The sequence below is a fragment of the Pseudoclavibacter sp. JAI123 genome (genome assembly GCF_013409665.1).
Lineage (GTDB): Bacteria > Actinomycetota > Actinomycetes > Actinomycetales > Microbacteriaceae > Pseudoclavibacter.
Map to the genome: position 1 here is coordinate 46,338 of NZ_JACCCM010000003.1, position 26,668 is coordinate 73,005.

19 protein-coding genes and 1 pseudogene are annotated in these 26,668 nt (G+C 69.4%); 9 read left to right on the forward strand and 11 right to left on the reverse strand.

What is annotated here, in order from left to right:
• Window positions 1-96: 96 nt before the first annotated feature.
• Complete coding sequence (locus HDC34_RS15295) at window positions 97-1,191, forward strand: type I restriction endonuclease (RefSeq protein ID WP_179557654.1); 1,095 nt, start codon at window positions 97-99, stop codon at window positions 1,189-1,191.
• Window positions 1,192-1,319: 128 nt separating this feature from the next.
• Here HDC34_RS15295 and HDC34_RS15300 read toward each other — a convergent pair whose 3' ends face one another.
• Both HDC34_RS15300 and HDC34_RS15305 read right to left on the reverse strand, forming a co-directional pair.
• On the reverse strand, window positions 1,320-1,979 hold the full coding sequence (locus HDC34_RS15300) for a dihydrofolate reductase family protein (protein ID WP_257023352.1): 660 nt from the start codon (window positions 1,977-1,979) through the stop codon (window positions 1,320-1,322).
• A gap of 261 nt (window positions 1,980-2,240) precedes the next feature.
• Window positions 2,241-4,568 carry an HNH endonuclease signature motif containing protein gene (locus HDC34_RS15305; RefSeq protein WP_179557655.1) on the reverse strand — a complete coding sequence of 776 codons (2,328 nt, stop codon included), beginning with the start codon at window positions 4,566-4,568 and terminating at the stop codon, window positions 2,241-2,243.
• 267 nt (window positions 4,569-4,835) lie between these two features.
• On the opposite strand from HDC34_RS15305, the gene HDC34_RS15310 reads away from it, so the two are divergent.
• Window positions 4,836-5,504, forward strand: coding sequence for a hypothetical protein (locus HDC34_RS15310; RefSeq protein WP_179557656.1), 669 nt, complete (start codon window positions 4,836-4,838; stop codon window positions 5,502-5,504).
• Between the two features lie 123 nt (window positions 5,505-5,627).
• Here HDC34_RS15310 and HDC34_RS15315 read toward each other — a convergent pair whose 3' ends face one another.
• The 3 genes from HDC34_RS15315 to HDC34_RS15325 are packed head-to-tail and all read right to left on the reverse strand — an operon-like array spanning window position 5,628 to window position 8,834.
• Window positions 5,628-6,917, reverse strand: a complete 1,290-nt coding sequence (locus tag HDC34_RS15315) for an ABC transporter permease (RefSeq protein ID WP_179557657.1) — start codon at window positions 6,915-6,917, stop codon at window positions 5,628-5,630.
• A complete protein-coding gene (locus tag HDC34_RS15320) occupies window positions 6,914-7,774 on the reverse strand; it encodes an ABC transporter ATP-binding protein (protein ID WP_179557658.1) in 861 nt (286 codons plus the stop codon). The genes HDC34_RS15315 and HDC34_RS15320 overlap by 4 nt, the downstream gene beginning before the upstream one ends.
• Window position 7,775: 1 nt before the next feature.
• A complete protein-coding gene (locus HDC34_RS15325; protein WP_179557659.1) occupies window positions 7,776-8,834 on the reverse strand; it encodes a hypothetical protein in 1,059 nt (352 codons plus the stop codon).
• A 158-nt stretch (window positions 8,835-8,992) separates the two neighbouring features.
• Here HDC34_RS15325 and HDC34_RS15330 point away from each other — a divergent pair, with 158 nt between their 5' ends.
• Entirely contained in the window at window positions 8,993-9,886 is an 894-nt protein-coding gene (locus tag HDC34_RS15330) for a hypothetical protein (RefSeq protein WP_179557660.1), read from the forward strand.
• A 234-nt stretch (window positions 9,887-10,120) separates the two neighbouring features.
• On the opposite strand, the gene purT is transcribed toward HDC34_RS15330, so the two are convergent.
• From purT to HDC34_RS15345, 3 genes are all read right to left on the reverse strand, one after another.
• Window positions 10,121-11,329, reverse strand: coding sequence for a formate-dependent phosphoribosylglycinamide formyltransferase (gene purT, locus HDC34_RS15335; protein WP_179557661.1), 1,209 nt, complete (start codon window positions 11,327-11,329; stop codon window positions 10,121-10,123).
• 68 nt (window positions 11,330-11,397) lie between these two features.
• Entirely contained in the window at window positions 11,398-13,221 is a 1,824-nt protein-coding gene (locus HDC34_RS15340; protein WP_179557662.1) for an ABC transporter ATP-binding protein, read from the reverse strand.
• A complete protein-coding gene (locus HDC34_RS15345; protein WP_218855313.1) occupies window positions 13,218-14,999 on the reverse strand; it encodes an ABC transporter ATP-binding protein in 1,782 nt (593 codons plus the stop codon). Before HDC34_RS15345 ends, HDC34_RS15340 begins: the two co-directional genes overlap by 4 nt.
• 85 nt (window positions 15,000-15,084) lie before the next feature.
• Between HDC34_RS15345 and HDC34_RS18255 the strand changes: the two genes are divergently transcribed.
• The 6 genes and pseudogenes from HDC34_RS18255 (at window position 15,085) to HDC34_RS15375 (ending at window position 22,149) form a co-directional block, all read left to right on the forward strand.
• A complete protein-coding gene (locus tag HDC34_RS18255) occupies window positions 15,085-15,870 on the forward strand; it encodes an AraC family transcriptional regulator (protein ID WP_179557663.1) in 786 nt (261 codons plus the stop codon).
• A gap of 1,257 nt (window positions 15,871-17,127) precedes the next feature.
• A pseudogene (locus HDC34_RS18290) lies at window positions 17,128-17,820 on the forward strand (ABC transporter substrate-binding protein); the annotation flags it as partial.
• Window positions 17,821-18,043: 223 nt separating this feature from the next.
• Window positions 18,044-18,976, forward strand: a complete 933-nt coding sequence (locus HDC34_RS15360) for a siderophore-interacting protein (RefSeq protein WP_179557664.1) — start codon at window positions 18,044-18,046, stop codon at window positions 18,974-18,976.
• A gap of 7 nt (window positions 18,977-18,983) precedes the next feature.
• Window positions 18,984-20,102, forward strand: coding sequence for an iron chelate uptake ABC transporter family permease subunit (locus HDC34_RS15365; protein WP_308807368.1), 1,119 nt, complete (start codon window positions 18,984-18,986; stop codon window positions 20,100-20,102).
• Window positions 20,099-21,250 carry an iron chelate uptake ABC transporter family permease subunit gene (locus tag HDC34_RS15370; RefSeq protein ID WP_308807369.1) on the forward strand — a complete coding sequence of 384 codons (1,152 nt, stop codon included), beginning with the start codon at window positions 20,099-20,101 and terminating at the stop codon, window positions 21,248-21,250. Before HDC34_RS15365 ends, HDC34_RS15370 begins: the two co-directional genes overlap by 4 nt.
• Entirely contained in the window at window positions 21,250-22,149 is a 900-nt protein-coding gene (locus tag HDC34_RS15375) for an ABC transporter ATP-binding protein (protein WP_179557665.1), read from the forward strand. The genes HDC34_RS15370 and HDC34_RS15375 overlap by 1 nt, the downstream gene beginning before the upstream one ends.
• Before the next feature lie 405 nt (window positions 22,150-22,554).
• Here the strand turns inward: HDC34_RS15375 and araA are convergent, their stop codons facing one another.
• Genes araA through araB form a run of 3 tightly spaced genes read right to left on the reverse strand, consistent with a single transcriptional unit; the run spans window position 22,555 to window position 26,590 of the window.
• Complete coding sequence (gene araA / locus HDC34_RS15380; protein WP_179557666.1) at window positions 22,555-24,072, reverse strand: L-arabinose isomerase; 1,518 nt, start codon at window positions 24,070-24,072, stop codon at window positions 22,555-22,557.
• Window positions 24,069-24,791 (reverse strand): L-ribulose-5-phosphate 4-epimerase, encoded by a 723-nt coding sequence (locus tag HDC34_RS15385; RefSeq protein ID WP_374757244.1) that lies wholly within the window; start codon window positions 24,789-24,791, stop codon window positions 24,069-24,071. The genes araA and HDC34_RS15385 overlap by 4 nt, the downstream gene beginning before the upstream one ends.
• A complete protein-coding gene (gene araB / locus HDC34_RS15390) occupies window positions 24,788-26,590 on the reverse strand; it encodes a ribulokinase (protein WP_179557667.1) in 1,803 nt (600 codons plus the stop codon). Before araB ends, HDC34_RS15385 begins: the two co-directional genes overlap by 4 nt.
• Window positions 26,591-26,668 lie beyond the last annotated feature (78 nt).

Sequence of the window (26,668 nt, forward strand, 5' to 3'; positions counted from 1 at the left end):
GGTGCCTGATTGATGCCCGGATAAACCGCCATTTGTCTGGGTATAACCGCGCGAAGCGAGCGAACTACTATCTCCTTCAATCCCCGAAGGAGTGAGATGGACTTCAATGAGCGACTCGCCGCACTCGCACTCAAAGTAGCGAACCAGCGCGAGGCCATACAGACCGAAGAAGCGACGAAGAACGCGTTCATCATGCCGTTCATCTCCACGATCTTGGGTTACGACGTGTTCAACCCGCTCGAGGTCGTGCCCGAGTTCACTGCGGACGTCGGCGTGAAGAAGAACGAGAAGATCGACTACGCGATCATGCGAGACGGCGAAGTCCAGATGCTGATCGAGTGCAAGAGTTCAACAGGCACTCTCAGGATCGAGCACGCCTCGCAACTTTTCAGATACTTCGCGGTCACGAACGCTCGTATAGCGGTTCTCACCAATGGCGAGGTCTACAACTTCTACACGGACCTCGACGCGCCGAACAGGATGGACGAGAAGCCCTTCCTCGTGCTGGACCTCGGTGACATCGATGAGACGCTGATCCCTGAGCTCAAGAAGCTCACGAAGGAGGTCTTCGATCTCGATTCGATCATCAACGCCGCCGAGGAGCTCAAGTATGTAGGTGCTCTCAAGCGTGAGATTGCCGCTCAGTTCCGCGAACCGTCCGATGAATGGATCAAGTTCTTCACAAGCCGGGTCTACGACGGGTCGTTCACGCAGAAGGTGCGTGAGCAGTTCAGCCTCCTTGTGCCGAACGCCACCAAGCAGTTCCTGACGGAACAGGTCAACGACCGCTTGAAGACAGCGCTGGGGGCGTCTGCCCTGCCGGTTCCCGCACCCGCCGAGTCTCAGCACGAACTCGAGAGCGAAGCGGTCGCCATCGACGATCTCGATCGCGACACGGAGATCGAGACTACCCTCGAGGAGCTTGAGGGCTACCAGGTCGTGAAGGCCATCGCCTGCGCCCACGTCAAACCGCAGCGTGTGACGCACAGAGATGCGAAGTCCTACTTCGCCGTTCTGATCGACGACAACAACAGGAAACCGATCGCTCGCCTCTGGTTCAACGGCAAGAAGCAGAAGTACCTCGGAATCTTCGATGAAGCCAAGAACGAGACCAAGGTCCCCATCGACGAGGTCCAGGACATCTACGAGCACGCCGAGGCGATTCGCGCGTCGGCGGCTCGTTACGAGTAGGCGCCGGTTGCGGGGAAGGTGCCGGACGCCCCTGGCAGAGGCCAGACCAGGGCAGTCTGGGTCAGTTGCCCGGACCATCCTTCGACGAACGACGAGTGGATTTCTGCCAAAGGCGCCGGCCAGGCCGGTCAGCGCTCGCGAAGAGCCTCGTCCATGTCGGCGGTCTCCACGGGCCCGCCTGGTCCGTATTTGAGGAGCACGGTGCCCCTCGGAGACGCGATGGGCGGCTCGAGGAGCGTCAACCCGAGGGGTGGCCCGTCGTCGGGGAAGAGGCGCTTCCCGGCCCCCAGCACCACCGGATAGACCCACAGGTTCAACACATCGAAGAGCCCCTCCCGCACGAGTTCCTGCGCGAAGTCGACGCTCCCGACCACGTGGATGCTCGAGTGCCGCTCTCGGAGTGCCGCCACCTCGGTCGCCAGGTCCGGCCCCAGAAGGTGTGAGGTCGCCCACAGGAGTTCTGGGTTGCCGCGCGACGCCACGTACTTCGGGATGCTGTTGAACACCGAGGCGATGCTGTCCGACGGGCCGTCCGCGTATCGCGGCCAGTACGCCGCGAAGATGTCGTACGTCTTGCGGCCCAGCAGCAACGCATCCATGCTCTGGATGCCTGCGTTCACCTGCTCGCCGTCCACCTCATCGATGAGCGGCCCCTGCCAACCCCCGAACCTGAACCCACCCTCCGGGTCTTCCTCCGGACCGCCCGGAGCCTGCTGCACTCCGTCCAGCGTCGTGAAAAGGTCGATGATGATCTGGCCGGCCATGGCGTCTCCCTTGATCGCACTCATGAGCTTGCTGCTTGCTACTTGTGGGTTTGGGTCTTGCTGCTCTTGCAGTTGGCGTCGCTGTCCCGACCGCTCTCCCGACCGCTCTCGCGTCCGTTGGCACGGTCGGTGCCCGACCGCCGCCGTCAGCTCTGCTGCGAGCGCGGATGCTTCGCGGTCGTCCCATCGTGTTGTTGCGTTGCACCTGACTGCCGCCGCCCCTGCATCTCAATGTACGACCGTGAGGCGCCCTGCCAACGGTGAACGGGGTGGGAATCCGAAGGCCTAAAAGGGCGGCGGATCGTGCGAGGAGTCCGAGCCCTCCTGACCCAGGCGATCTCCGGTTCCCGCCCCGCCATCCGGCATGTTCTGCGCCAGGCCTTCAGCGTTGTCTTGTTGCGATGTTGGACGGAACTCCGGCTGCCGCGTCCGAGAGTCCGCCGCGTCGACGGCCGCCTTCTTCGCCGCACGTTCACGCCGGAACTCCTCCAGGAAACCGACCCTCGGGAAGCGCTGACGGCGATCCTCGTCGCCAGTGTCGCCAGCGTTGCCAGCATCGCCAGTGTCGCCAGTGTCGCCAGTGTCGTCGGCGTCGCTGGAGTCGCCTGAGTCGCCTGCGTCGCGGGATGCACGGGTGTCGCCAGAGTCATGATGATCGTGAGAGTCACCAAGCTCGTCAAGGCGCGCAGGGTCGCCAGGGTCGCCAGGGTTTGCAGGGTCTGCAGGGGTGTCTGGCCCTCGCGAGGTTCTCGCGTCTGGCGGGTCGACGGCATGAGCATCCGCGGCAGGGAGGGGCGGCGGCAAAGCTGTGAGCCGCCCGAACTGCACTGGCTCGTCTCGGAAGAGGAGTCCGGTGGGTGAGCTCCATTCGTAGGTCCCATCCACCAGTTGCTGCAGGGCCCAGTCACCGTGGTGCTTGCCCGTGTGGTCGCCCTTGCAGAGGTGGCCGAGGTTGGGGAGACTCGTGGGTCCACCTTCCTCCCAGGCCTTCGTGTGGTCGATCTCGCAGCGGTTCGTCGGCATCATGCAGCCCACGAAGCGGCACCGACCGTCGCGAACGGCGAGCCGACGTCGCATCGCACTCGTCGGTCGGTAGCTGTCGACCTCGACAAGCGTCCCCTTGATGGGGTCGGTGAAGATGCGTTCGAACTCGGGAGCCGCGTCGATGAGACGGCGAACCTCCGCAGTCGGAACGGGGATGTAGCCGTCAAGAAGGGCCGGAGCTGAGGCCACACGCGGCGGCAGAGCGTCGGTAGCGCCAGGCGAATCCGGTGGCACGCCCGGCACCATTCCGCGGTGTTGAGGCGCCGCCGGAGCAAGGTACGCCTCGACGGGGACCACGAAGGCTATCTTCGCCTCGACGGGGTCTCGGCCCTTCAACTCCTCTGGCGTCGCCCGGAGGAAACTGTCGCTCAGCACGTCGGCTCGCACCTCATCCAGCGAACGTGGCTCCGGCAGAGGGCCCTCGTTCGGGTCAGCTGCATCCGCACGCGTCTCCGCGCCCGCGCCCGCCGACCCATCCTCGAAGTCGCCCGTAGACAGATGGGAACCGGCCAGCTGCCCGGCCGGATCGCCGGCCTCGGCCTCGGCCTCGAGAGAGTCCGCAGCGTGACCGGAGCCCGCAGCGTGATCAGAGCCTGCCGCGTGACCGGAGTCCGCAGCGTGACCGGTGTCCGCAGCGCGACCGGAGTCGGCACGCTCTCTAGCTGCCCGTCGCTCGGCGTCGCTGATGACGCGCGCCTGCCTCGTCGTGCGGTCGAAGACAAGCCTGAGCTTCGCGTAGGAGTCAACGATGGACAGCTCGCCGAGCCCGTCTTCAAGCTGCGCAAGCGTGACCCTCCGAGTGCGGCGGGCCCGCTCGAAGCGCTCATCCAGCGACTCCTCCGTCAGCTCTTCGGCAGCGCGCTCCGCAAGCGCCTTGATGCGGCCAGGCGTCGTCGAGACTGCCTTCTCGAGCACCACCCTGCAGAACTCCGCCCTGCGGCGATCGAGCTCGGCCGGGTCGGGATGCACGATGCGAAGACCGGCGTCGACGATCACGAGCGCGTGCGCCCGACTGATCGCTCCGGCCTCCATGGTGCCCTGAACCGGCTCGAAGACCTTGGCAATCGCATACGCCCGACCGAGCTCGATCTGCACAGACCGCTGCGACCTTCCGGACACGGCCCCGATCTCGCCAGCAAGCGACCGAACCTCGAGCGCCGGGCTTGACGTGCCAGCGAGCTCATCGCCGCGGAGGCCCATCTCGAGCGCCTGAGCGTGCAGCTCGGCCTGCTCGCCGTGCAGCCTGTTGAGCTGCCGCTGGTTGTCGGCGAGCGCGGAAATCAGCAGGGCGCGGCGTGGGCCGGCCGCGCAGTCTTCAGCGTTTTGGCAGGCCCCGTCGACGACGGCGGGTTCGACGCCAAGTCGTGCCGCGAGGCGGTCGCGCACCTGACGGGTCCTGACGGAACGGGTGGGCACCCCTTGCAGCGGAACCTCGTCGCATGCCCCGTCGACGAAGGCGAGTTCGACGCCGAGGCGAGCCGCGATGTGGTCGCGCACCTCGCCCATCTTCGCGGAACGACCGAGCGCCGCTGCCTGCGGTGCCTTGGTGTCGACCGGTTCGTTCTGCATGCCTGCATCGTCTCCCGGACCACCGACATTCTGCGTTTCGGGCGTCACTTCTTGGCCATGTGCGCCACTTTTTCTGAGGCAAAGGGTGGCAGGCGGGCCCACCCATCACCCGACGAACCCATCCACGGGGGTATCGCTCGGAAGGGGCAGACAGTGGACCGCCGCGAGCGCACCGCACCCGCGTGAGCTGAGCATCCATCCGCGAGAGCCCAGCACCCACCCGCCTGAACACAGCATCCATTCGCGCGCCCCGGCTAGCGTTGTCGCATGACTTCACCGCTCGCGGCCCCGACGCTCGAGATCCAGCGCACGCTGTGGGTGTGGTGCGGCGTCTACGTGTCGGCCTGGGTGAGCGGCCTGCTGGTTGGTGCCCCCGACGTCGCCCCCAGCGACAGCTCGGCCACCATCGCCGCCGCCTACGCCACCTCGCCGAGCGTGCTCGTCAACGCGGCACTCGTGCATGGCCTCGCCGCCGTCGCCCTTTACGGGATGTCGACCCTGCTCGGCAGCGAGCGGATGCGCAGAGCCACCCGCGGTGCGGGCCTGGCAACGCTTGTGCTCTCGCTCATCCAGTTGGCAGGCGAAGCGCTCCTCACGTTCGGGCTCGCATCCGACGGAGCAGCAGGCGTGATCGGTCTCGACTCCGGGCAGATCTGGGTGGCAATCCAGGTCGTCGACGGCGTGAAGATGCTGGCGCTGGCGGCCCTCGTGCTGATCGTGCTGATCGGCCAGACTCGGCGCGTGCTCTGGGCGACGCTTGTCAGCGGTGCGACCGTCCTCGCGCTGCTCGTATCCGCCGCCGGCTACCTGACGCTGAGCGCACCCCTCATGGTCGGCGCCTACGTCGCGCTGCCGCTGCTCTTGATCTGGGCCGTCGTCGCCGCCCTTCGCTTCGGCACGCCGATCGCCGGGCCGGAAGCCGCGCAAGCCAGCTAGCCGCCGAGCTGGACCCCGCGCAGGCCAGCCAACCGCTGAGCCGCTGAGCCGCTGAGCCGCGGACGCCCGGACGCCCGGACGCCCGGACGCCCGGACCCCGAACCCGAACGACGCAGCGACGCCCTATGACCTGATCGCGTCGATCACGTTGCTGCGGGTCGCGATGACGGCGGGAATGAACCCTGCGAGCAGCCCGACTCCGACACTGACGACGATGCCGAGCACCGCAGCATCCACCGGGAACGGCACCGAATCGGTGAGTCCGAGCCCACCCGTGATCGCCTCCTGGACAAGCGGATTCTGCAGCAGCACGATCGCGCATCCGATGCCCACGACGCCTGCGAGCAGCGTCCCCACGACACTCTCCAGCAGGATCGAGAAGAAGACGCGCCCACCCGTCGCTCCGAACGAGCGACGGATGCCGATCTCCCGCACCCGCTGCTTGACCGTCACGATGGACAGGTTCACGAACCCGATCGTGCCGACCAGCAAGACGATGCCACCGACGGCCGTCACCAGGATCTGCACGGCCAGGAACGGATCGTCGCCCCACGCCAGGTAGTCCATGCGCTGCGCTTCGACCGCCCCGCCTTCCCCGAGCGCCGCCTTCAGGTCCCGAACGATCTGGCTCGACAGCTGCTCGTGGTTCTCGAGGGGCAACCACAGCTCGTAGGTGGGGAACGTGGCGGAGTCCCCCTCCCCGCCAGCGGCCAACGGGTCGGTAAAGGATCCGCTCATCATGCCGCCACCGCCCATCATCCCGCCGCCCGAGCTGGCACCGAGCAGGTGCTGCGCATCGCTGAGAACGTAGAGCTGCTCCGGATAGTCCGGATAGATGTTCGCCGAGACACCGACCACGACGGCCGTGGTCGGCGCCGACCCTGCGACCTTGAGCGTCGGATGCTCAGCCATCGAGGGGTTGCCGAGCCGGTTCCACATGGTCTCGTTGATGACGACCGCTGGCGCGAGACGGTCGGCGTCGCTGGGCGTGAGCCAGGACCCGTCGAGCAGCTTCACCCGGTGCATCTCCCCGTACGCCGGATCGACGATCATCGACTCGACATCGGCGACCCCGTCAACGAACTGGATGCGCGTCGCCCCGTACCCGGACGTCGACTGGTACGTGATCCCGTACCGTTCGATGGCGGCGGCGTACGCCGCCTCGTAGACCTCCACCTTGTCGTCCGTGGCCTCGCTCGACACCATCAGCTGGTAGCTCGCGGGCCGGCCGCTCGAGCGTTCGGAGATCTCGATGGACGACTGCCGCGTTATCGACCCGAGCCCCGTGACCGCGACGATCGCGAACACGGCGATCCCGATCCCGACGAGCGCCAGCGTGACGCGCACCCGGTGCACTCGCAGCTCATCCCAGGCCTCGATGAACGCGCCGGCGACCTGCGTGAACCAGTTCATGCGCTCCCGCCTTCCGCGGGAGTCGCCTCGGTCGTCCTGGCCCTCGTCGCAGTCGCAGTCGCGGGCGCGGGCGAGTCGACGTCGAGCTCCAGGTCCAGTTGCAGGTCTGTCGCCGTGCTCCTGTCCGAATGCAGACCGGTGCCCGGGTCCGTGGCGGCATCCGTACCCCGGCCGGCGCTCGAAGGAACCAGCACGCCCGCGTCGAGCCGCAGCATCCGGTCGGCTCTGGCCGCGACGTTCTCGTCGTGGGTGATGGTGACCAGCGCGGCCCCGGTCTCCTTCGAGATGTCGGCGAGCAGCGTCATGACTCGCGCGCCCGTCTCGACGTCGAGCGCCCCGGTGGGCTCATCGGCGAGGATCACCCGCGGCCGGCGCACGATGGCGCGTGCGATCGCGACGCGTTGCTGCTCGCCACCGGAGAGGCGAGTCGGCAGCGAGTCGAGGCGATGATCGAGGCCCACATCGGTGAGCGCCTCCCTGGCGAGCGCGTCACGCCGCCAGAACGAGCGGTCGCGGGCGTAGAGCAGCGGCATGGCGACGTTCTCCGTCGCCGTGCGTCCCTCGAGCAGGTTGAACTGCTGGAACACGAAGCCGATCTGGGCCCCCCGCATCCGGTCACGCGCCCGCAGGCGCAGCGCCGCAGTCGGCTTGCCGTCGAAGAGCAGCTCGCCGCTCGTCGGTGCGTCCAGGAGCCCGAGGATGTTCAGCAGCGTCGACTTGCCCGACCCCGAGCGGCCCACGATGGAGAGGTGCTCGCCCTCTTCGATTCGCAGGTTCACGCCGCGCAGGATGTGCAGCTCGCTGTCGTCGGCGGCCCGCACCGACTTCGAGATGTCGCGGAGTTCGATGAACGCCACCTCAGCCGCCGAGCATTCCGCAGACCTCTGTGCCGCTCATCGGGTCGATGAAGCAGTCCTCCGGGCTCGCCTGGTCGGCACCCGGCACGAACTCGAGCACGATGTCGGTCTCGGAGACCCCCTCGGCGATCTGCACGAGCGTGCCGTCGGTGAGGCCCAGCTTCACGTCGCGTTCCTCGATGGCGCCGTCGGCCCCCTGCACGAACACGACGCCCGTCTCTGCCTGGCCCTTCACGGCCGTGATGGGGAGCGTGAGCACGTTCTCCGCCACCCCGCCGTGCAGCACCACGTTGGCTTCGAGGCCGGGGAAGACGGTCACCTCGGCAGGAACGCGGCACGTGACGGTCGTCGTGTCCGTCGTCTCAGGGGCACCGGATGCGCCACTCGGGTCCTGCGCGGCGCTGCTGCTCTTCGCCGCTGCACCGGACGCGATGCGCAGCTCGGTGCACGTGAAGGGTGCAGGGCCGGCCGTGATCGTCACCTGCGCATCCGTCGGCGTCGTCGCGAGACGGTACAGCTGGGCCGGTGGGATCGTGCCCTTCACGACGAAGCTCGCCGGAGTGATCGCCACCGGCGCCTCCCCGACGGACACCTGCTGCTCCGCGATGAGGTTGAGCTTCGTGATCGTGCCCGACGTCGGGGCGACGATCTCGTTCCACTCGTACTCCGGCTCGGCCGTCGGCGCGGGCTGGGCCTCGCCGGTCGCATCCGGTGCCGTCGGAACCACGGCGGTCGGCGTCTTCTCGTTGCGGATCGACGCGAGCACGTCGCCCGCCTCGACGCGGCCGCCCTGCGTCGCGTAGACGGCGTCGATCGTGCCCATCATGGGCACTTTCGCCTCGACGGCGGGCGACTCCTGCACGTTCGCGGTCAACGTGACGTCGTTCGTGATGGTGCCGAGCACGGGGCTGACCGTCGGCTCGACGATCTCGCCGGTCGGCAGGGCGGCGGACTCCTCAGGTGCGGAGCTGAAGAAGGCGATCTTGACGAGCGCGACGGCGATCACGGCCACCAGGAGGATCTTGATTCCCGGCCAGATCCAGGACTTCCATACGCGCACGCCGAGCTCCATTCTGTCCGCATCGCAGGACCGCGACGAGATCTGCGGGTCACGCCGGCCTGATGCGGAAGCCGACCCCGCGCACAAGGTAGCAGGGGCCGACGACACTGGGCGCGCCCATCCTGGACCCGGGGACTCGCCCCCTGCCACAATGAGACGTGACCACTTCAGCGCCTGACCTCGGCCTCCTCCTCGACGTCGACGGCCCCATCGCAAGCCCAGTGACCCGCACCGTCGCGATCCAGAGCATCCTCGATGACCTCGTCACGCTCGCCGCCGCGGGCGTTCCCATCGCGTTCATCACGGGCCGCTCCGAGGAGTTCATCCGCGAGCGAGTCATCGAGCCGCTCTTCGAGAACGGGCTCGCCGAGGCGCTGCAGCAGCCGGGCGCGCGCATGTTCGGCGTGTACGAGAAGGGTGGAACCTGGTCGGCGATTTCACCCGAAGGGATGAGCGAGCTGCAGATCGACGAGACGGTTGTACCGCCCGCGGCGTACGTCGCCGCGATCCGCGAACTGGGCGAGGGGGAGTTCAGCGACGTCCTCTTCTTCGACGAGACCAAGAAGGCCATGATCTCGGTCGAGCAGCGCACCGACGTCAGCTCTGAGGCCTACCTCGAACGGCAGAAGGCCTTCGACGACGCCGCGTTCGAGCTCGCCGCGCAGCAGGGCGTCGGCATGCGCCACGGCGACCGCGAGGCCCCGGATGCGCAGGGCCTCGTCCCGTTCCGCATCGACCCCACGATCATCTCGACCGACATCGAGTCGGTGAAGCTCGACAAGGACCACGGCGCGCGCCGCGCCCTCGCCGAGTTCAAGGCCGCCGGCCCGCTGCCGAAGCGGTGGCGCTCGGTCGGCGACTCGCGCAGCGACTACAAGATGGCCGACGAGCTGCACGCCAGCGGGTACGACGCCGCGCACGTGGACGTCCGCCCCGCCGATGGCATCCTCGAGAAGGACTACGACGTCGTCACGTTCGGCGACCTCATCCACGACGATGCCGGCGCCGCGTTCCTCCGCGAATGCGTGCGCGAGCTCGGGCTGGAGAGCTAGGGCGCGCGCGTGCCCTCCCGCGGGCGCAGACCTACGAGAGATGCAGGTTCGTCTCGCGGGGAACATGCATTTCCCAGAGGTCTGTGCCTGGACGGCGCGCAGTTCGGCATCGCCGCCGCCGCCGCCGTCCTGCTCCAGTTGCTCTTCCTGCGCAAGGGCGCCGCGCGATCCCGCGCACGCTGACCCAGGCCTGCGCCCAGCCTGGCGCTCCCCAGCGGCGCAGGTCCGCTCGCCTCAGTCCAGCGTGATGCGCAGCGCCGCCGCGGCCTCGCGCGCCCGCTCCCGCGCCGCGTCGACGTCCGCGCCACGCGCGAGCGCGACGGCGACCCGGCGCTTGCCCGCGACGTTCGGCTTCCCGAAGAGCCGCACCTGCGACGTCGGGATGGCGAGCGCAGCATCCACACCCTCGATGACCGGCACGCCCGTGCCCTCGGCGAGCACCGCGCAGGACGCGGCGGCCGGCTCCCCGGACCCCGCTCCGACGCGCAGCGGCTCCGACACCGGAAGGCCGAGGACCGCGCGGGCGTGCAGCGCGAACTCCGAGACATCTTGCGACACGAGTGTCACGAGGCCCGTGTCGTGCGGACGCGGCGACACCTCGGAGAAGAGCACGTCATCGCCGACGATGAACAGCTCGACCCCGAACAGCCCGTAGCCGCCCAGGGCATCCGTCACCGTCTTCGCGACGACCTTCGCCTTCTCGAGCGCAGCCTCAGGCAACGCGGCCGGCTGCCACGACTCGCGGTAGTCGCCGTCGACTTGCGTGTGCCCGACCGGCTCGCAGAAGACGGTGCCGCCGACGTGGCGCACCGTCAGCAGGGTGATCTCGGAGTCGAAGGGCACGAAGCCTTCGACGATGACCCTGCCGCGGCCCGTGCGCCCACCTTCCTGCGCGTAGTCCCACGACGCCTGGATGTCGTCAGGTTCGCGGATCACCGACTGGCCCTTCCCCGACGACGACATGACCGGCTTCACGACACAGGGCAAGCCGACCGCTTCGATGGCGTCCGCGAACTCGGCGAACGTGTCCGCGAAACGGTACGGCGACGTCGCGAGGTCCACCTCCTCGGCGGCCAGCCTGCGGATGCCCTCGCGGTCCATCGTGAGCTGCGTCGCCCGCGCTGTCGGCACGACGCGTGTGCGCCCCTCAGCCTCGATCTCGGCGAGCACCTGCGTCGCGATCGCCTCCACCTCGGGGATCACGATGTCCGGATGCTCGAGCGCGAGCACAGCGCGCAGCGCCACCGGGTCGAGCATGTCGACGACGTGGCTGCGGTGCGCGACCTGCATCGCGGGGGCGTTCGCGTATCGGTCCACCGCGATGACCTCGACGCCGAGGCGCTGCAGCTCGAGCGCGACCTCCTTGCCGAGCTCGCCGGCGCCGAGCAGCAGCGCGCGCGTCGAAGCGGGGGTGAGCGGGGTGCCGAGGGTGCCATCCGTCATGCACGCATTCTCCCACCCCCGTGTTTCCGGCGGGCGAGTCGCGCTCTCCGAACGCGTGAGACGAGCGTCTAACCGGCCGGCGAGGCGCGCTGCCACGCGGCCCACAGTCGGGCGTATTCACCGCCACGGCGAACCAGCTCGTCGTGAGCGCCCTCCTCGACCACCTTCCCGGCCCGGAGGACCACGATCCTGTCGGCGACGCGTGCCTGCGACAGGCGGTGCGCAACGACAACCGAGGTGCGGCCGCGGGTCGCCGCCGTGAGCGCGGCGTCGAGGCCAAGCGGGTCGTCGCCTCCGCCCTCCGCGGTCGCCTCGTCGAGCACCAGGATCGCAGGATCGCGCAGCAGCACTCGGGCGAGAGCGAGCTGCTGGGCGGCGGCACCGTCGAGCGCGAGGCCGGATGCGCCCACGCGGGTCTCGAGGCCCTCGTCGAGCTCGAGGAGCCACTCGGCCCCGACAGTGCGCACCGCGTCCGCGAGCTGCTGGCCGCTCGCCGCCGGTGCGCTGAAGCGCAGGTTCTCGGCGATCGTCGCCGCGAACACGTGGATCTCCTGCGTCACGAGCATCACGCTCGCGTCGCGCTCGCGGGCCGCCGCGGGCCGCCCACCCACGAGGACCGAACCGCCCGTCGGGTCGAACGCGCCGACGATGAGCTGCGCGAGCGTGCTCTTGCCCGACCCGCTCTCACCGACGAGCGCGACCCGCTCACCCGGCGCGACAGTCAGGGTGACGTCAGAGAGCTGCATCCGCTCGCCGTCGTAGCTGAAATCGACCGCATCGACTGCGATGGCGGGCATCGCAGGTAGCGGCGACTGCGTTGCTGGTGCCAGTTCGACGAAGGGTGCAGGCGCCACGTCACCCTGACTGTCGCTCCCACGGTGCCGGCCGGCCCCGACGACTCCCACGAGCCGCGCGAGACCGACACCGGCGAGCTGCAGCTCGTCGATGCTCGACAGCAGCGACCCGATGGGGCCAAAGAGCGCGAGGAAGTAGAGGGCAGCAGCGGTCGCGCCGCCGATCGAGACGGCACCCGCCTGCACGAGCCAGAAGCTGACGATCAGGATCGCCGCGACGCCCAGGTACTCGCCCACGTTCAGGCGCCCGAAGAAGGTCGTGCGGATGCGCGCCGCCTCGTACTGGAGGTCGATCGACCGCAGGCTGCGCGCATCCACCTCGGCGAGCTGAAGCGCTTGGCGGCGGTGCGCGCGAATCGTGTCGGCCCCGCTGACGCCCTCGATGATGACCTGTCCGCGCTCGGCCTCAGCGACCCGCATCTCCGCATACACGGGCCGGGAACGACGGATGAAGGACCACGTCGCGAGCACCTGCACGGGCACGGCCACCAGCGCGGCGAACCCGAGCCACGGGTTGATGGCGGCGATGCCAGCCAGCGACAGCACGATCATGAACGACGACTGCGTGACCGCAGGCAGCACGCCGGATGCGGCCTCGGTCACGGACTCGACGTCGCCGGTCACGCGCGACACGATGTCCGACGAGTCGGAGCTCTCGGCCTGGCTCGCGCGCATCCCGAGCACGACGCTTAGGGCGTCCTCGCGGAGGGAGCTCACGAGCTCCTGCACCACCGCGACGAGCAGGCGGATGCCCGCGTAGGCGAGCAGCGCTGAGACCGCCGTGACGACGAGCAGCAGCACGCCGGGCGTGACGAGCGCGGCCACGCCGGCGCCTCCTGTGACGAGGTCGACGAGCCAGCCCAGGAGACGCGGAACGAGCAGCGTCGACGATGACCCGCCGAGGAGCAGCAGCACGACAGCGGCGATCCGCGTCCGGGATGCGCGCAGCAGGGCGGCGACGGCGTGCGCCGTCTCGCGGCCCGTCGCGATGGGCAGGAGGGCAGGCGTGCGCACTGTTGGCGCCGTCTTCGTGGTCATCGGCGGGCCAGTTCCTCGTCGGCGTGCGCTTCGTGGGCTGCGTTCCCCGCCCCGCCGCCAACTTCGCCGCCAACCTCGACAACCCGGTCGCAGGCGGCGAGCAGCAGGGGGCTGCGGGTGACGAGCAGCGTCGTGACCGGATGCGCGCGGAGCGATTCGGCGACACGCGCCTCGGTCGCCGGGTCCAGCGCGGAGGCGGGTTCGTCGAGCACCAGAATGCGAGCGTCACTCGCGAAGGCGCGGGCGAGCAGGACTCGCTGGCGCTGCCCGCCCGAGAGGCGACGGCCGCGTTCGCCGAGCTGCCGGTTCCACCCGAGGGCGGAGACCTCCGTGAGAGCCGCGCGCTCTGCCGCTGCTTCTCGGCGTGAGCTGGAGTTCGTCGCACGCTCGCCCGCCGCCGCGAATGCCCCAGCCGTGGTCCCTCGCGCTGGCACTTCTGCCAATCTCTCCGTCTCCTCCGCTCCAAGAAGCAGGTTCTCTTCGAGCGTCGCCGAGAAGACGGTGGCGTCGTGGGGTGGCGCGAAGACGAGGCGGCGGTAGGCGTCGGGGCCGATCGTGCGGGCGTCCAATCCCGCGACCGTCACCTCGCCGGCCTCGAGCGGAACCCGGAAGGCGAGTGTCGCCGCGAGGTCGCGTGCGGCCGCTGGCGTGGAGGGCTTGATGCCGACGAGCGCCCCTGGGGCCACGTCGATGACGCCCCCGTCCGGTGCTTGCCACGAGAACGACGCGGGGGAGTCGGCGCTCGCGCGCACCGCATCCACGAGCCCGGCCCCGCCGGAGTGCGTGTCTTCGATCGGCACAGCGTGCTCCTCGCCGAGCACCGCGACGACTCGGACCGCCGACGCGCGCTTGTGCAGCCAGTTGGAGGCGAAGGTGCCCACGTGCGCGAGCGAGCCCTGCAAGTACTGGCCGAGCCCGACGACGGCGACGAGCTCGCCGAGCGTGATCTGCCCCATCGAGGCGAGTGCCGCCGCCGAGAACGCCAGGACCGCCAGGAACGCGCCGGACGCGACGCCGCTGACCGCGAGGTACCGCTGGATGCCGCGGTTCGCGGCGATCGCGCCGGTCTTCGCCTCCGCGCTCGCGTCCAGGTACCGACGTGTGGCCTCCGGCTGGGCGCGGATGCCGCGGATGATGCGGAGCCCCGCGACGAGGTCCGTCGCGACGTCGCTGGCGGCGCTCGCCGATGCCTGCTCTCGGGCGCCCCGCGCCTCGATGGGCTTCGACGCCGCGTGCATGCCGACGAGGATCAGCAGCGACGCGATGAGCACCCCGACGCCGAGCGGCACCGAGATGGCGAGGAGCGCGGCGGAAGATACGAGGATGGCCGCCGCGCTTGCCCCCTGCTGCACAACCGACCACGAGACGCCCGCGACTCTGTAGCTGTCGGAGGTCGTGATCTGCAGCAGCTCACCGGGGCTGCGGCGGCTCGTGACGCCGTTCGGATGCAGGACCCGCGTCAGCAGCGACCGCCGGAGCTCCAGCTCGCCGTGGCCGTAGATGCGCACCATGAGACGCGCCGCCCAGCGGTAGGAGAAGGAGAGCACGAGGAAGTTCGCGAGCAGCACGCCGAGCCACAGCGCGAGCTGGGCGGCGTCGTCGGTGACGATGGCGCGGTCGATGATGACGCCGACGATGACCGGCACCAGCGCCTCGGCGGCTTCGTGCACGACGTAGCCGAGCGTTGCGAGCGTGAGTCGCCAGCTGCGCCCCGACGCGAACAGCGCGTCTCGCATGACGGATGCGGGGGTCGGGGCTCGGGGGTTCTCACGGGGCACCCGTCGATAGTAAGGCTCACCTAAGTCCAGCTAGCGATGCGTTCGGCCAACTTCTGTTGCGTTTCGGACAACCAGGAGATCCACCGTGTTCCAGGCGCTCGAATTCAGCCAAGGGCCTGCGACCGTCGAGGTCAGGCCCGTTGGCATCCCCGCACCGTTCCTCCTCACGACGGCCGTGCTCACCGGCCCGAACCTCGGGGACCGGGAGCCGCACGTGCATCCCGAGGGCATGATCATGTGGCCGTCGCGCGGCAGCGTCGTGGTGCTCGTCGAGGGCGCCCTGCGCACGCTCGCCGTCGGGCAGGGCATCTGGGTGCCACCCTTCACGCCGCACACGATGGAGGTCGACGCCTCATCCACCGGATGCTGCACCTACTTTACGAACGACGTCGCCCCGGACTGGCCGTCGGTCGGCACCGTGCAGCTGAGCGCCGCCTTCCGGGAGCTGCTGCTGCACCTCGCCGAGTCGCCCATGGAGACCGACCAGCGCCTGCGCGCGCAGACCGTCGTCATCGAACTGCTCCCAGAAGCGACGAGCTACGTCGAGACGGTTCCCGTGCCCCGCGACGAGCGCCTCGCCCCGCTCGTGCGCCGCGTGCTGAGCGACCCCGCCGACGACCGTGGCGTCGAGGCGTGGGCGTGGCAGCTGTCGCTCAGCGTCCGCACGATCGCCCGCATCTTCGCGTCGGAGGTCGGCATGACCTTCTCGCACTGGCGCACCATGGTGCGAATGGCCGCGGCCGCGCGGATGCTCGCCGACGACGTCCCCGTCGGCACCGTCGCGGGGCGGGTCGGGTACGCCACAACGAGCGCCTTCAGTGCCGCCTTCCGTCGCGCCATGGGCTCGAAGCCAAGCGACTGGCGGCCGTAGCCCCGCGGCCAGCAAGGTGAGGCGTGAGGCGTGAGGCGTGAGGCGTGAGGCGTGAGGCGTGAGGCTTCAGGCTTCAGGCGTCAGGCGTCAGCGTCAGGCGTCAGCGTCAGCGTCAGGCGCGCGGCGCTCGGGGCCGGGCAGGAAGTGCATCTGCTCGAAGCGCCCGTACTTCACGACGAGGGCCTCGACGAGGTCGCGCTGGTCCTCGTCGTCGATGCGGATCTGCGTGTGCCCGTTGTAGAGGAGCAGGTCGTGGGCGTTGGAGAAGATGAGCCGCTCCCAGCGGCTCGACCAGAGTCGTCGCCCGCGTTCGTCGAACGCGACGATGTCATCGTCGGTGAGCGTCATCATGGCGACGCCGTCGCTGCCGCGCACGATGAGGCCGACCGGGAACTCGGTCTTCTCGTACTCCTCGAAGTACACGTTGAAGCCCACGAGGGCGAGCGGATACACCGAGCGCAGCTCCCGAGAGACGCGGGAGACGCGCACCTGCCGCACCTCCGGGATCTTCTCGGCGGCTTCAGTCGGAGCGTTGTCCCCGCTGGCAGCTGCGCCTGCGGTGTCGGCGTCTTCCGGCTGGGTGCGGTTGCCGTTGTCGGTGTCGTCCGCGGCTGGCTTCGGCGCGACCGGTTCCGGCTCGACCGGAATGGCGACGATGCTGCCGGGGGTGTGGCTTTCGCACCAGAGCTCCCACAGGCGCTGCTCGCTTGCCGGGAACGAACCCGTTGAGGTCGCGTAGGGCTGGTCTTTGCCGATGACGCGGTGCGTGTACTGCCAGACGGGCAGGCGGCGCGGCCGGGGGCGGATGCTGAGGTCCCCGAACACCACGATCGTGGCGATCGCGATCACGGCGAGCACGAAGATGACGAGCAGCCCCCCGACCAGCTCACCTTGATTCACTCTCGAAGCGTAGCGCGGCGCGCGGGTGGCCCGCGGCCAGATGCGGTGGCAGGAACGCGACGCCGAGTGACCGCGGAACGATACGCCACGTCCGTAGGCTCGGTGTGTTCTGAGGTAACCCTTACTTCTCGCGTCTGCACTCTGTCGAATGGAGCCACCTTGACCTCGACTGTCACCCGCCGCTCGTCCGCCCCGACCCGACCCTCGACGCACCGTTCCGTGCACCGTCGCTGGACCGGGGCTCTCGCCGCCGCCACCGTCGGGGTGCTCGCGCTCGCGGGATGCGCATCCGGCGACGCTGCGGTAGCCGACGGAGTGATGGCGACGCCAGCGGAGGAGGGCGCCCTGCCAGTGACGATGACCCACGCCTTCGGCGAGACGACGATCACGGAGGCCCCCGAGCGCGTCGTGACCGTCGGCTGGGCGACGCAGGATGTCGTCGCCGCCTTCGGCACTGTCCCCGTCGGGATCCCCGAGACCTGGGGCGGCGATGAAGAGGGCTACTCGCCGTGGTTCCGCGCCGAGGTCGAAGAGCTCGGCGGCACGATGCCCGAGATCCTCAACTACAGCGACGCCGGGGACCTCGACTTCGAACAGGTGCTCGCGCTCGAACCCGATGTCATCCTCGCCCCGCACTCCGGCCTCACCGAGGTCGAGTACAACCGCCTCACCGAGATCGCCCCCACCGTCGCGTACCCCGAGAAGCCGTGGGCTTCCGAGTCGTGGCAGTCGCTTGTCGAGATCGTCGGCGACAGCCTCGGGCAGCCCGCGAAAGCCGACGAGATCATTGCGGAGACCCAGGGTCAGCTCGACGCCGTGAAGGAGGAGAACCCCAAGTTCGCGGACACGACCTTCGCGTACGGCCTCACCCTCAGCGACGGTGGGACGGAAGCCGGTATCTACATTCCGACCGACCTGCGCGTGCAGTTCCTCACCGACCTCGGCCTGCAGAACACGCCAGCCATGGACACCGTCCTCGGCACCGTCGAGGGCGACAACTGGTACGGCGCCGTCAGCCTCGAAGAGCTCGACACCATCCCCGCCGACCTCTTCGTCGCCTGGTCCAACAGCCCGGAAGAGCTCGAGTACACGCTGAACCACCCCACGTTCAGCTGTGGGAGCCCATCGCCACCGGCCACTACCTGTTCCTTGAGAGCGAGCCGCTTGCCATGGCCACCAACGCGCCGACGCCCCTCTCCATCCCGTGGGCCCTCGACGAGTTCGTCCCCATGCTCAACTCGGCGATCGACGGCAACGGAGTGGGCGGCGCAGAATGACCTATCGCACCGCGTCCGAAACCGAGGCGAGCGACTACGTCGAGCGCATCCACCGTGCTGTCGTCACCGGTGTCAGGCAGCTCGGACCCGGGATGATCCGGGTCACGCTCGGCGGCGACGACCTGCACGACTACCCCACGACGGGGATCGGCGACGAGTACGTGCGCCTCTTCTTCCCGGACGAGGCGCACCTCGAACCTCGCCTGCCGTTCGTCTCCGGCCGCGGCTGGGACTACGAAGAGGGCGTCGAGCCAGCGCAGATGCGCACGTACACGATCCGCGACCACCGGCCGGGCGAGATCGACATCGACTTCGTGATCCACGAGGGTGGCATCGCGAGCACGTGGGTGCTCGGCGCGAAGCCGGGCTACGTGCTCGGCATCAACCCGCCGCGCGACCTCTACGCGCTTCCAGAGGGCGTCACGAAGCAGGTGCTGATCTGCGACGAGCCCGCCCTCCCCGCCGCCTTGCGGGTGGCGGAGCTGACGCCGGACGTCGAGACGGAGATCGTCTGCGAGATCCGGGATGCGGGCTACGAGCTGTTCCCGTCGGTCGACCTCAAGGCGGCGAACTGGGTGCGCGGCTCCGGCAACGGCCACCGCCCGAGCCGCCTCGTCGAGACCGTCAAGCGCCTCGACATCCCGAACGGCGGCAGCGTCTACGTGTGGGTCGCGGGTGAGACGCGCGTGACCCGCGAGGTGCGCAGCCACCTCCGCCACACGCTTGGCCTGCCCGGCTCCTCGTACAAGGTCGTCGGCTACTGGACCTACGAGGTCGAAGCCTGGACGGCGAAGTGGGAGGCGCTCGACGAGTCGATCAAGCAGCAGATCATGGACCTCTACGGAGAGAACGAGGACGGCAAGCCCGAGATGGACGAGGAAGCCCGCATCGACGAGGTCTTCCGCATCTACGCCTCGGTTGGGCTCTAGCCGCGTCGTGGTCGCAGTCAGCACTGCAGGGCCGCGGGCAGCAGGGCCTCGTCCAAGCTCGGGCGCCCGCGGCAGCCGCCCGGATTCCCGCGGTAGCGGCCTGGATGCTCGCGGCAGCGGCCTGGCGAGCAGTAACGCGAAGCGCACCCTGGCCCTGGTCATCGCCCTCGTGGTGCTGGCCGGAACGGTCGCGCTGAGCATCTTCGTGGGCGCCCGCGCCATCTCGCCCGAGGTCGTCTGGGAGAGCATCCTCGGTTCGCGGGCGACGGAGGAGCACATCATGGTGCTCGACCTGCGCATCCCCCGCACCGTCGTGGGGCTCGTCGTTGGTCCCGCGCTCGGCCTGTGCGGCGCCCTCATCCAGGCGTTCACCCGCAACCCGCTCGCCGACCCCGGCATCCTCGGCGTCAACGCCGGGGCGAGCTTCGTCGTGACGCTCGCGGTCGGCATCTTCGGCTTCACCGCGCCCGGCCAGTACGTGTGGTTCGCCCTCCTCGGCGCGTTCCTCGCGACCATGCTCGTCTACGCCATGGGATCCGTCGGCGGCGGCACGGCGACACCCTTGACCCTCACCCTGGCGGGGGTCGCGATCAGCGCCGTGCTGGGCGGTTTCACCACGGCGATCGTGCTGAAGAACATCGACGCCCTCAACGTGACCCGCTTCTGGGGCGTCGGGTCGATCGGCGGCAGGTCCATGGACGTGCTCCTCACCTGCCTGCCCCTCATCCTCATCGGCGTGGTGCTCGCGCTGTTCTGCGCGCGCTCCCTCAACGCCCTGTCTCTCGGCGACGAGCTCGCCGCCTCGCTCGGGGTGCGCATCCGCTCGACCAGGGTGCTCGTCGTCATCGCCGTGACGCTGCTCGCCGGCACGGCCGTCGCCATCGCGGGCCCCATCGGCTTCGTCGGCCTCATGGTGCCGCACGTCGTGCGCTGGTTCGTCGGCCCCGACCAGCGCTGGATCCTCGTCATGTCGATCGTCATATCCCCGATCCTGCTGCTGGCCGCCGACATTCTCGGTCGCATCGTGCTGCCCTCCGGCGAACTGCGGGTCGGGCTCGTGACGGCCATCATCGGCGCGCCCGTGCTCATCGGGCTCGTGCGCCGCAAGAAGGTGAGCGGGCTGTGACCGCGACGCGCGAGGAGAAGCCAGGAACCGCATCCGCGCCGAACCCCACAAGCGCTGCGCTCGGCGGAGCCCGCCGACCGACGAGTGGCCCAGCCACTGGTGGCATCAACTTCGGCGGCCGCACCTACGCCCTCCGCTTCGGCCCGTTCTCGAACCTGCACCGCCGCCGCGCCGTCATCGTGTGCGGCGCGATCGTCGTCGCCATCCTGGCCCTCGGCGTCGTCTCGCTCGGCTACGGCACGCTGGCCCTCTCGCCCGGCGAGGTGCTGGCGGCGCTCTTCGACGCGGACGCAGCGCGCGCGCACCGGCTCGTCGTGTTCGAGTGGCGCCTCCCGCGGTTCCTGTTCGCCGTGCTCGCGGGCCTCGCGCTCGGCGCGAGCGGCGCGATCTTCCAGTCGATCACCCGCAACCCGCTCGGCTCGCCCGACATCATCGGCTTCTCGACTGGCTCCTACACGGGCGCCATCATCGTGATGCTGTGGATCGGCTCGACCTCCTACTACGCGATCGGGGCGGGCGCTCTGCTGGGCGGGGCCGCCGTCGCGTTGGCTGTCTACCTGCTCGCGTATAGGAAGGGACTGCGGCCGTTCCGCCTCATCATCGTGGGCATCGGGGCGAGCGCCATGCTCGCCTCCGTGAACTCGCTCATGATGATGAGGGTCAGCCAGGAGGAGGCGATGCTCGCCGCCGTCTGGGGGTCCGGGTCGCTCAGCGCGCTCGGCTACGCGCAGCTGCTGCCAGCCACGCTCATCTTCGTTGCGCTGATCATCGGATGCGCGTTTCTCGGCCGCCCGCTCGCGGCCCTCGAGGTGGGTGACGACGCGGCGCTCTCGCTCGGGGTGCACGCGAACCGGACGCGAGCGTTCTCGACGCTCATCGGCGTCGCCCTCACGGCGCTGGTCACCGCCGCGGCCGGCCCCATCGCGTTCATCTCCCTCGCCGCGCCGCAGATCGCGCGGCGCCTCACGAACGGCGCGAGCCTGCAGCTCCTCCCGTCCGCGCTGGTCGGCGCGCTCCTCCTGGTGGCAGCCGACCTGGTCGCGCAGATGGTCGACCTCCCCGTCGGCGTGCTCACCGTGTGCGTCGGCGGCATCTACCTCGCCTGGCTGCTCGTCCACGAGCAGACCACGAAGAAGGGACGTCAGTGATGACGATCAAAGCTCACACCGTTCCGGACACCACCCAGGCGAAGCCGGCCGCATCCGCTGCGAGCACAGTCGGTGCTGCCAGCGCTGCGGGTGTCTCCAGTGCTGCCGGCACCGCCGACCTGCGGGCCCGTTCCGTGCATGTCGGCTATGACGACCAGCCCATCATCGAGGGCCTCGACTTCGAGGTGCCCGCGCACTCGTTCACGGTCATCATCGGCCCGAACGCATGCGGCAAGTCGACGCTGCTGAAGGCCCTCGCGCGCTTGCTCAAGCCGAGCGACGGCAGCGTGCTGCTCGACGGCGCCGACATCTTCACCCTCAAGACGAAGGACGTCGCCAAACGCCTCGGGCTGCTGCCGCAGACGTCGCTCGCTCCGGAGGGCATCCGCGTCGCCGACCTCGTCGCGCGCGGCCGGTTCCCGCACCAGGGCATGTTCGACCGCTGGTCGGCGGCCGACGAGCGAGCCGTGACCGAGGCGATGGCCGCGACGAGGGTGGATGCGCTGTCGTCGAGCTTCGTCGACGAGCTGTCCGGTGGACAGCGGCAGCGCGTGTGGGTTGCCATGGCGCTCGCGCAGGAGGCGCCCGTGCTGCTGCTCGACGAGCCGACGACGTTCCTCGACATCTCCCACCAGTACGAGCTGCTCGAGCTGTTCCGCCGGCTCCGCGGCGAGGGGCGCACGATCGTCGCCGTGCTGCACGACCTCAACCAGGCGGCCCGCTTCGCGACGCACCTCGTGGTCATGCGCGACGGCGAGATCGTCGCGCAGGGCAAACCAGGCGAGGTGCTCACGGCGGAGCTCGTCGAGGACGTCTTCTCGCTGCCCTGCCGCATCATCGACGACCCCGAGACGGGCACGCCGCTCGTGATTCCCCGCGAAGGGGTGTGGGCGGAGTAGGGGCAGGTCTGTCTGCTCTCCTTCTCCCGTTCTCCTCTGCCGTTCTCATCTGTTCCGCTGTTGCTCTGCGCCTAGCCTGCGCAGTGCCGCCCTCTGCAGACCTGGGCCTCACGCATCCACTCCGCGCAAGTTGGCTGCAGAAGCCCCAGGTCTGAGCCCGGCCCTCTGCAGAACTTGGGGTTGCGCATCCGCGTGGTGGGGAGTGGATGCGTAAGCCCCAGGTCTGTCATGCGCGGGAGAGCGCGGTGGCGCGGAAAGGCGGCGGGAGAGAGGGGAGGGGGTGCCACGGGGTGGCGCCGTTGGCCCTCTCCGAAGAAGAGTGGCGCCACCACGTGGTCATCGTGTGGTTGCCGCCGCCACAAGGAGGCGCAGCGGCGGCAACCCGATCAGGGGATCGAGGCCTGCTTACAGCCCCTGCGCGAGGCGGTAGTAGGCCTGGTTCCAGCGCACTTCCTTGCTGAACTCGCGCAGGGTGGTGTCGGCGTCGATGCGCAGCAGCTCGGTCTTCGCGATGGTCGCGAAGTCCTCGAACACGTCGATGCCGACGGCCGTCGACATGACCGTGTGGTGCGCGGCGCCTGCCGTCAGCCAGGCCGCGGCCGACACCTCGAACGACGGCTCCGGCTTCCACACGGCGCGGCCGACGGGCAGCTTCGGCAGGGGAGCGGTGGGCTCCACGACCTCGACGACGTTCGCAACGAGGCGGAACCGGTCGCGCATGTCGCTGAGCGCCACGACCACCGCGGGGCCGGGGTCGGCCGTGAAGACGAGGCGCACAGGGTCGTCCTTGCCGCCGATGCCAAGCGGATGCACCTCGAGGGTCGGCTTGGCCGTCGTCAGCGAGGGGCTCACCTCGAGCATGTGCGCGCCCAGGATGAGCTCGCTGCCCTCCGTGAGGTCGTACGTGTAGTCCTCCATGAGGCTCGCGCCACCGGGCAGGCCGGCGCCCATGACGTTCGCGGCCCGCACGAGGATGGCCGTCTTCCAGTCGCCCTCGGCACCGAAGCCGTAGCCCTCCGCCATGAGTCGCTGAACGGCGAGGCCCGGGAGCTGCTTGAGCTCGCCGAGGTCCTCGAAGCTCGTCGTGAACGCGCTGAAGCCGCCAGCCTCGAGGAACGAGCGCAGGCCAAGCTCGATGGCCGCGCCGTCGCGCAGCGACTGGTGGCGCTCCGCGCCGAGACGCAGCTCGGGGGCGACGTCGTACAGCTCCTCGTACTCGGCGACCAGCGCATCCACCGCCGCGTCATCAACCGTGGCGACGGCGTCGGCGAGCTCGTTGACGCCCCACGTGTTGACCTGCACGCCGAAGCGCAGCTCGGCCTCCGTCTTGTCGCCCTCCGTGACGGCGACGAAGCGCATGTTGTCGCCGAAGCGGGCGAGCTTCATGGTGCGCACCGCCTGCCAGGCCGCCGCGGCGCGGGACCAGCTGTCGATCTGCCGCGTCACGCTGGCGCTCGACGCGTGGCCGACGACCGTCTTGCGGGGGATGCCGAGGCGCGTCTGGATGTACCCGAACTCGCGGTCGCCGTGCGCCGCCTGGTTGAGGTTCATGAAGTCGAAGTCGATGTCGGCCCATGGCAGCTCCACGTTGGCCTGCGTGTGCAGGTGCAGGAGGGGTTTCGCGAGCGCGTCGAGGCCCTGGATCCACATCTTCGCGGGGCTGAAGGTGTGCATCCACGCGACGATGCCGATGACGTTGTCGTTCGAGTTGACCTCGAGGGCCGCGCGGCGGATGGCGTCGGAGTCGGTGAGCACCGGCTTCCAGACGATCTTCACGGGCGTGTTCGACGACTCGTTGAGAGTCTCGACGATGGCCTGCGACTGCTCGGCGACCTGACGCAGCGTCTCCTCGCCGTAGAGGCCCTGGCTGCCGGTGAAGAACCAGATCTCAGCCGTGTCGAAGGAAGTGGTGAGTGCGCTCAACTGAGGGCTCCTGTCGGGTCTTGTCCGTAGACGTTCTGGTAGCGGTCGAAGAGCGAGTCGACGGCCTGCTGGGGGATGGGGTGCGGGCTGCCGAGCTGGCGGGAGATGTGCACGGTGCGAGCGACGTCCTCCACCATGACGGCGGCCTTCACGGCGTCGCGGGCGTCCTTGCCGATCGTGAACGGGCCGTGGTTCTTCATGAGCACGGCCCGCGAGCGGTGCCCGCGCAGCGTCTCGACGATGCCCCGCCCGATCGAGTCGTCGCCGATGATCGCGAACGGGCCGACGGGGATCTCCCCGCCGAACTCATCCGCCATGGCCGTGATGACGCAGGGGATGGGCTCGCCGCGTGCCGCCCACGCGACCGCGTAGTCAGAATGCGTGTGCACGACCCCGCCCACCTCAGGCATGTTGCGGTACACGTACGCGTGCGCCGCCGTGTCGCTCGAGGGGGAGCGCTCCGAGCCTGGCGTGCCCGGGACGACCTGCCCGTCGAGGGTGCAGAGGATCATGTTGTCGGCGGCCAGGTCGTCGTAGCTGACGCCGGACGGCTTGATGACGAACAGGTCCGTGCCCGGCACCCGGCCGGAGATGTTGCCGCCCGTCCAGACGACGAGCCCGTAGCGCACGAGCTCGTCGTGCAGGGCGGCGACCTCGGCGCGGATGGTGTCGATGCTCGCCTGCACCTCGGCTGTGATGGTCTGGGTCTGGATGCTCACGCGCTGACCTCCTCGTGGATCGCGAGAGCGGATGCGGGCGCCGCTTCGGGCGACGCGGGAGCGGATGCCGGGGCAGCGGATGCGTCGGCGAGCGCCTCGCGGCGGCGTCGCTTGAGGCGCTTCATGACCTGGTTCGCGCCCCGCCCGAAGTGGTCGTGCAGCAGGTCGTACTCGGCGTACAGCTCGTTGTAGGCGGCCACGGCGTCGGGGTTGGGCGTGTACCTGGCGCGCGTCACCCGGCCCATGGCGGCCGCCGCTGCGCGCGCATCCGGGTACGCACCCGCGGCGATCGCGGCGTGGATGGCTGAGCCGAGTGCCGGGCCCTGCGCGCTGTCGATCGTGGAGATCGGCATGCCGAGGATGTCGCTGTAGGTCTGCATGAGGAACGCGTTCTTGAGCAGGCCGCCTGCCGCGATGAACTCGGTGACGGGTACTCCGGAGGCGTTGAAGGTCTCGACGATCTTGCGCGTCCCGAACGCGGTCGACTCGAGCAGCGCACGGTAGACGTCCTCCGCCTTCGTCGCGAGGGTCGCGCCGACGAGCAGGCCGGAGAGCTCGTGGTCGACGAGCACGGAGCGGTTGCCGCTGTGCCAGTCGAGGGCGACGAGGCCGTGCGCGCCAACCGGCTGCGTGGCCGCGAGGTTCGTGAGGTGCTCGTGCACCGAGATGCCGAGTTCGGCCGCTGCCCGCTCGTAGCGCGCGGGCACCTGATTCTCGACGTACCAGGCGAAGATGTCGCCGACGCCCGATTGGCCAGCTTCGTAGCCGTAGAACCCCGCGACGATGCCGCCGTCCACGACCCCGCACATCCCTGGCACCTCGGCGAGGGTGTCCGAGCTCATGACGTGGCAGGTGGAGGTGCCCATGATGGCGACCATCTGGCCGGGCTCGGTCGCCGCGGCGGCGGGGGCGGTGACGTGGGCGTCGACGTTGCCGACCGCGACCGCGATGCCCTCTGGCAGGCCGGTCCAGGCTGCGGCCTCCGCCGAGAGCGTGCCGGCGGCGTCGCCGAGCTGGCCGATCTCGTGCGCGAGCTTGTCGTCCGCGAAGCCCGCGAAGTCGGGGTTGAGGGCGGTGAGGAACTCGCGGCTCGGGTACTCGCCGTCCTGCAGGATGCCCTTGTAGCCGGCGGTGCAGGCGTTGCGGATGTAGGTGCCCGTCAGCTGCCAGACGATCCAGTCGGCCGCCTCGACCCAGTAATCCATGGCGGCGTACACCTCGGGGTCCTCCTCGAGGAGCTGGAGGCCCTTCGCGAACTCCCACTCGCTCGAGATGAGGCCGCCGTACCGGGCGAGCCACGTCTCACCACGGAGTGCGGCGAGCTCGTTGATGCGGTCGGCGTGGGGCTGCGCGGCGTGGTGCTTCCACAGCTTCACGTAGGCGTGGGGGCGCGTCTCGAAGCCAGCGACCTCGTTGAGGGGCGTGCCGTCGGCGAGTGTCGGCACCATCGTGCAGGCCGTGAAGTCGGTGCCGATGCCGATGACATCCGCCGGGTTGATGCCCGCGTCGGAGATGGCGGCGGGCACGGCGACCTTGAGCACGTCGACGTAGTCGCTCGGCACCTGCAGCGCCCACTCGGGAGGGAGCTTCTCCCCGGTTGCCGGCAGCTGCTCATCGACCACGGCATGCGGGTAGGGCAGCTCGCCGACGCCGAGCTCGGCGCCGTCCCGCACACGAACGACGACGGCACGGCCCGAGAGGGTGCCGTAGTCGACGCCGATGACGTAGGTGTCGTGCTCGCCTGGCCCTGCGTGGGCTGTGTCGTTGGCGCGCGATTCCGAGTTCGTCGCATGGCTCATCCTGGCGGTCTCCTTTGGCTCGACCGGACGTAATGTGATCGATCACACCACGGAGGAGCCGGGATGCGCAAGCCCGAG

Bases quoted from the DNA above. Each gene is read 5' to 3' on its own strand.
- HDC34_RS15295 (WP_179557654.1), top strand. From the start codon at position 97: ATGGACTTCAATGAGCGACTCGCCGCACTCGCACTCAAAGTAGCGAAC.
- HDC34_RS15300 (WP_257023352.1), bottom strand. From the start codon at position 1,979: ATGAGTGCGATCAAGGGAGACGCCATGGCCGGCCAGATCATCATCGAC.
- HDC34_RS15305 (WP_179557655.1), bottom strand. From the start codon at position 4,568: ATGCAGAACGAACCGGTCGACACCAAGGCACCGCAGGCAGCGGCGCTC.
- HDC34_RS15310 (WP_179557656.1), top strand. From the start codon at position 4,836: ATGACTTCACCGCTCGCGGCCCCGACGCTCGAGATCCAGCGCACGCTG.
- HDC34_RS15315 (WP_179557657.1), bottom strand. From the start codon at position 6,917: ATGAACTGGTTCACGCAGGTCGCCGGCGCGTTCATCGAGGCCTGGGAT.
- purT (WP_179557661.1), bottom strand. From the start codon at position 11,329: ATGACGGATGGCACCCTCGGCACCCCGCTCACCCCCGCTTCGACGCGC.
- HDC34_RS15340 (WP_179557662.1), bottom strand. From the start codon at position 13,221: ATGACCACGAAGACGGCGCCAACAGTGCGCACGCCTGCCCTCCTGCCC.
- HDC34_RS15360 (WP_179557664.1), top strand. From the start codon at position 18,044: ATGACCTATCGCACCGCGTCCGAAACCGAGGCGAGCGACTACGTCGAG.
- HDC34_RS15375 (WP_179557665.1), top strand. From the start codon at position 21,250: ATGACGATCAAAGCTCACACCGTTCCGGACACCACCCAGGCGAAGCCG.
- araB (WP_179557667.1), bottom strand. From the start codon at position 26,590: ATGAGCCATGCGACGAACTCGGAATCGCGCGCCAACGACACAGCCCAC.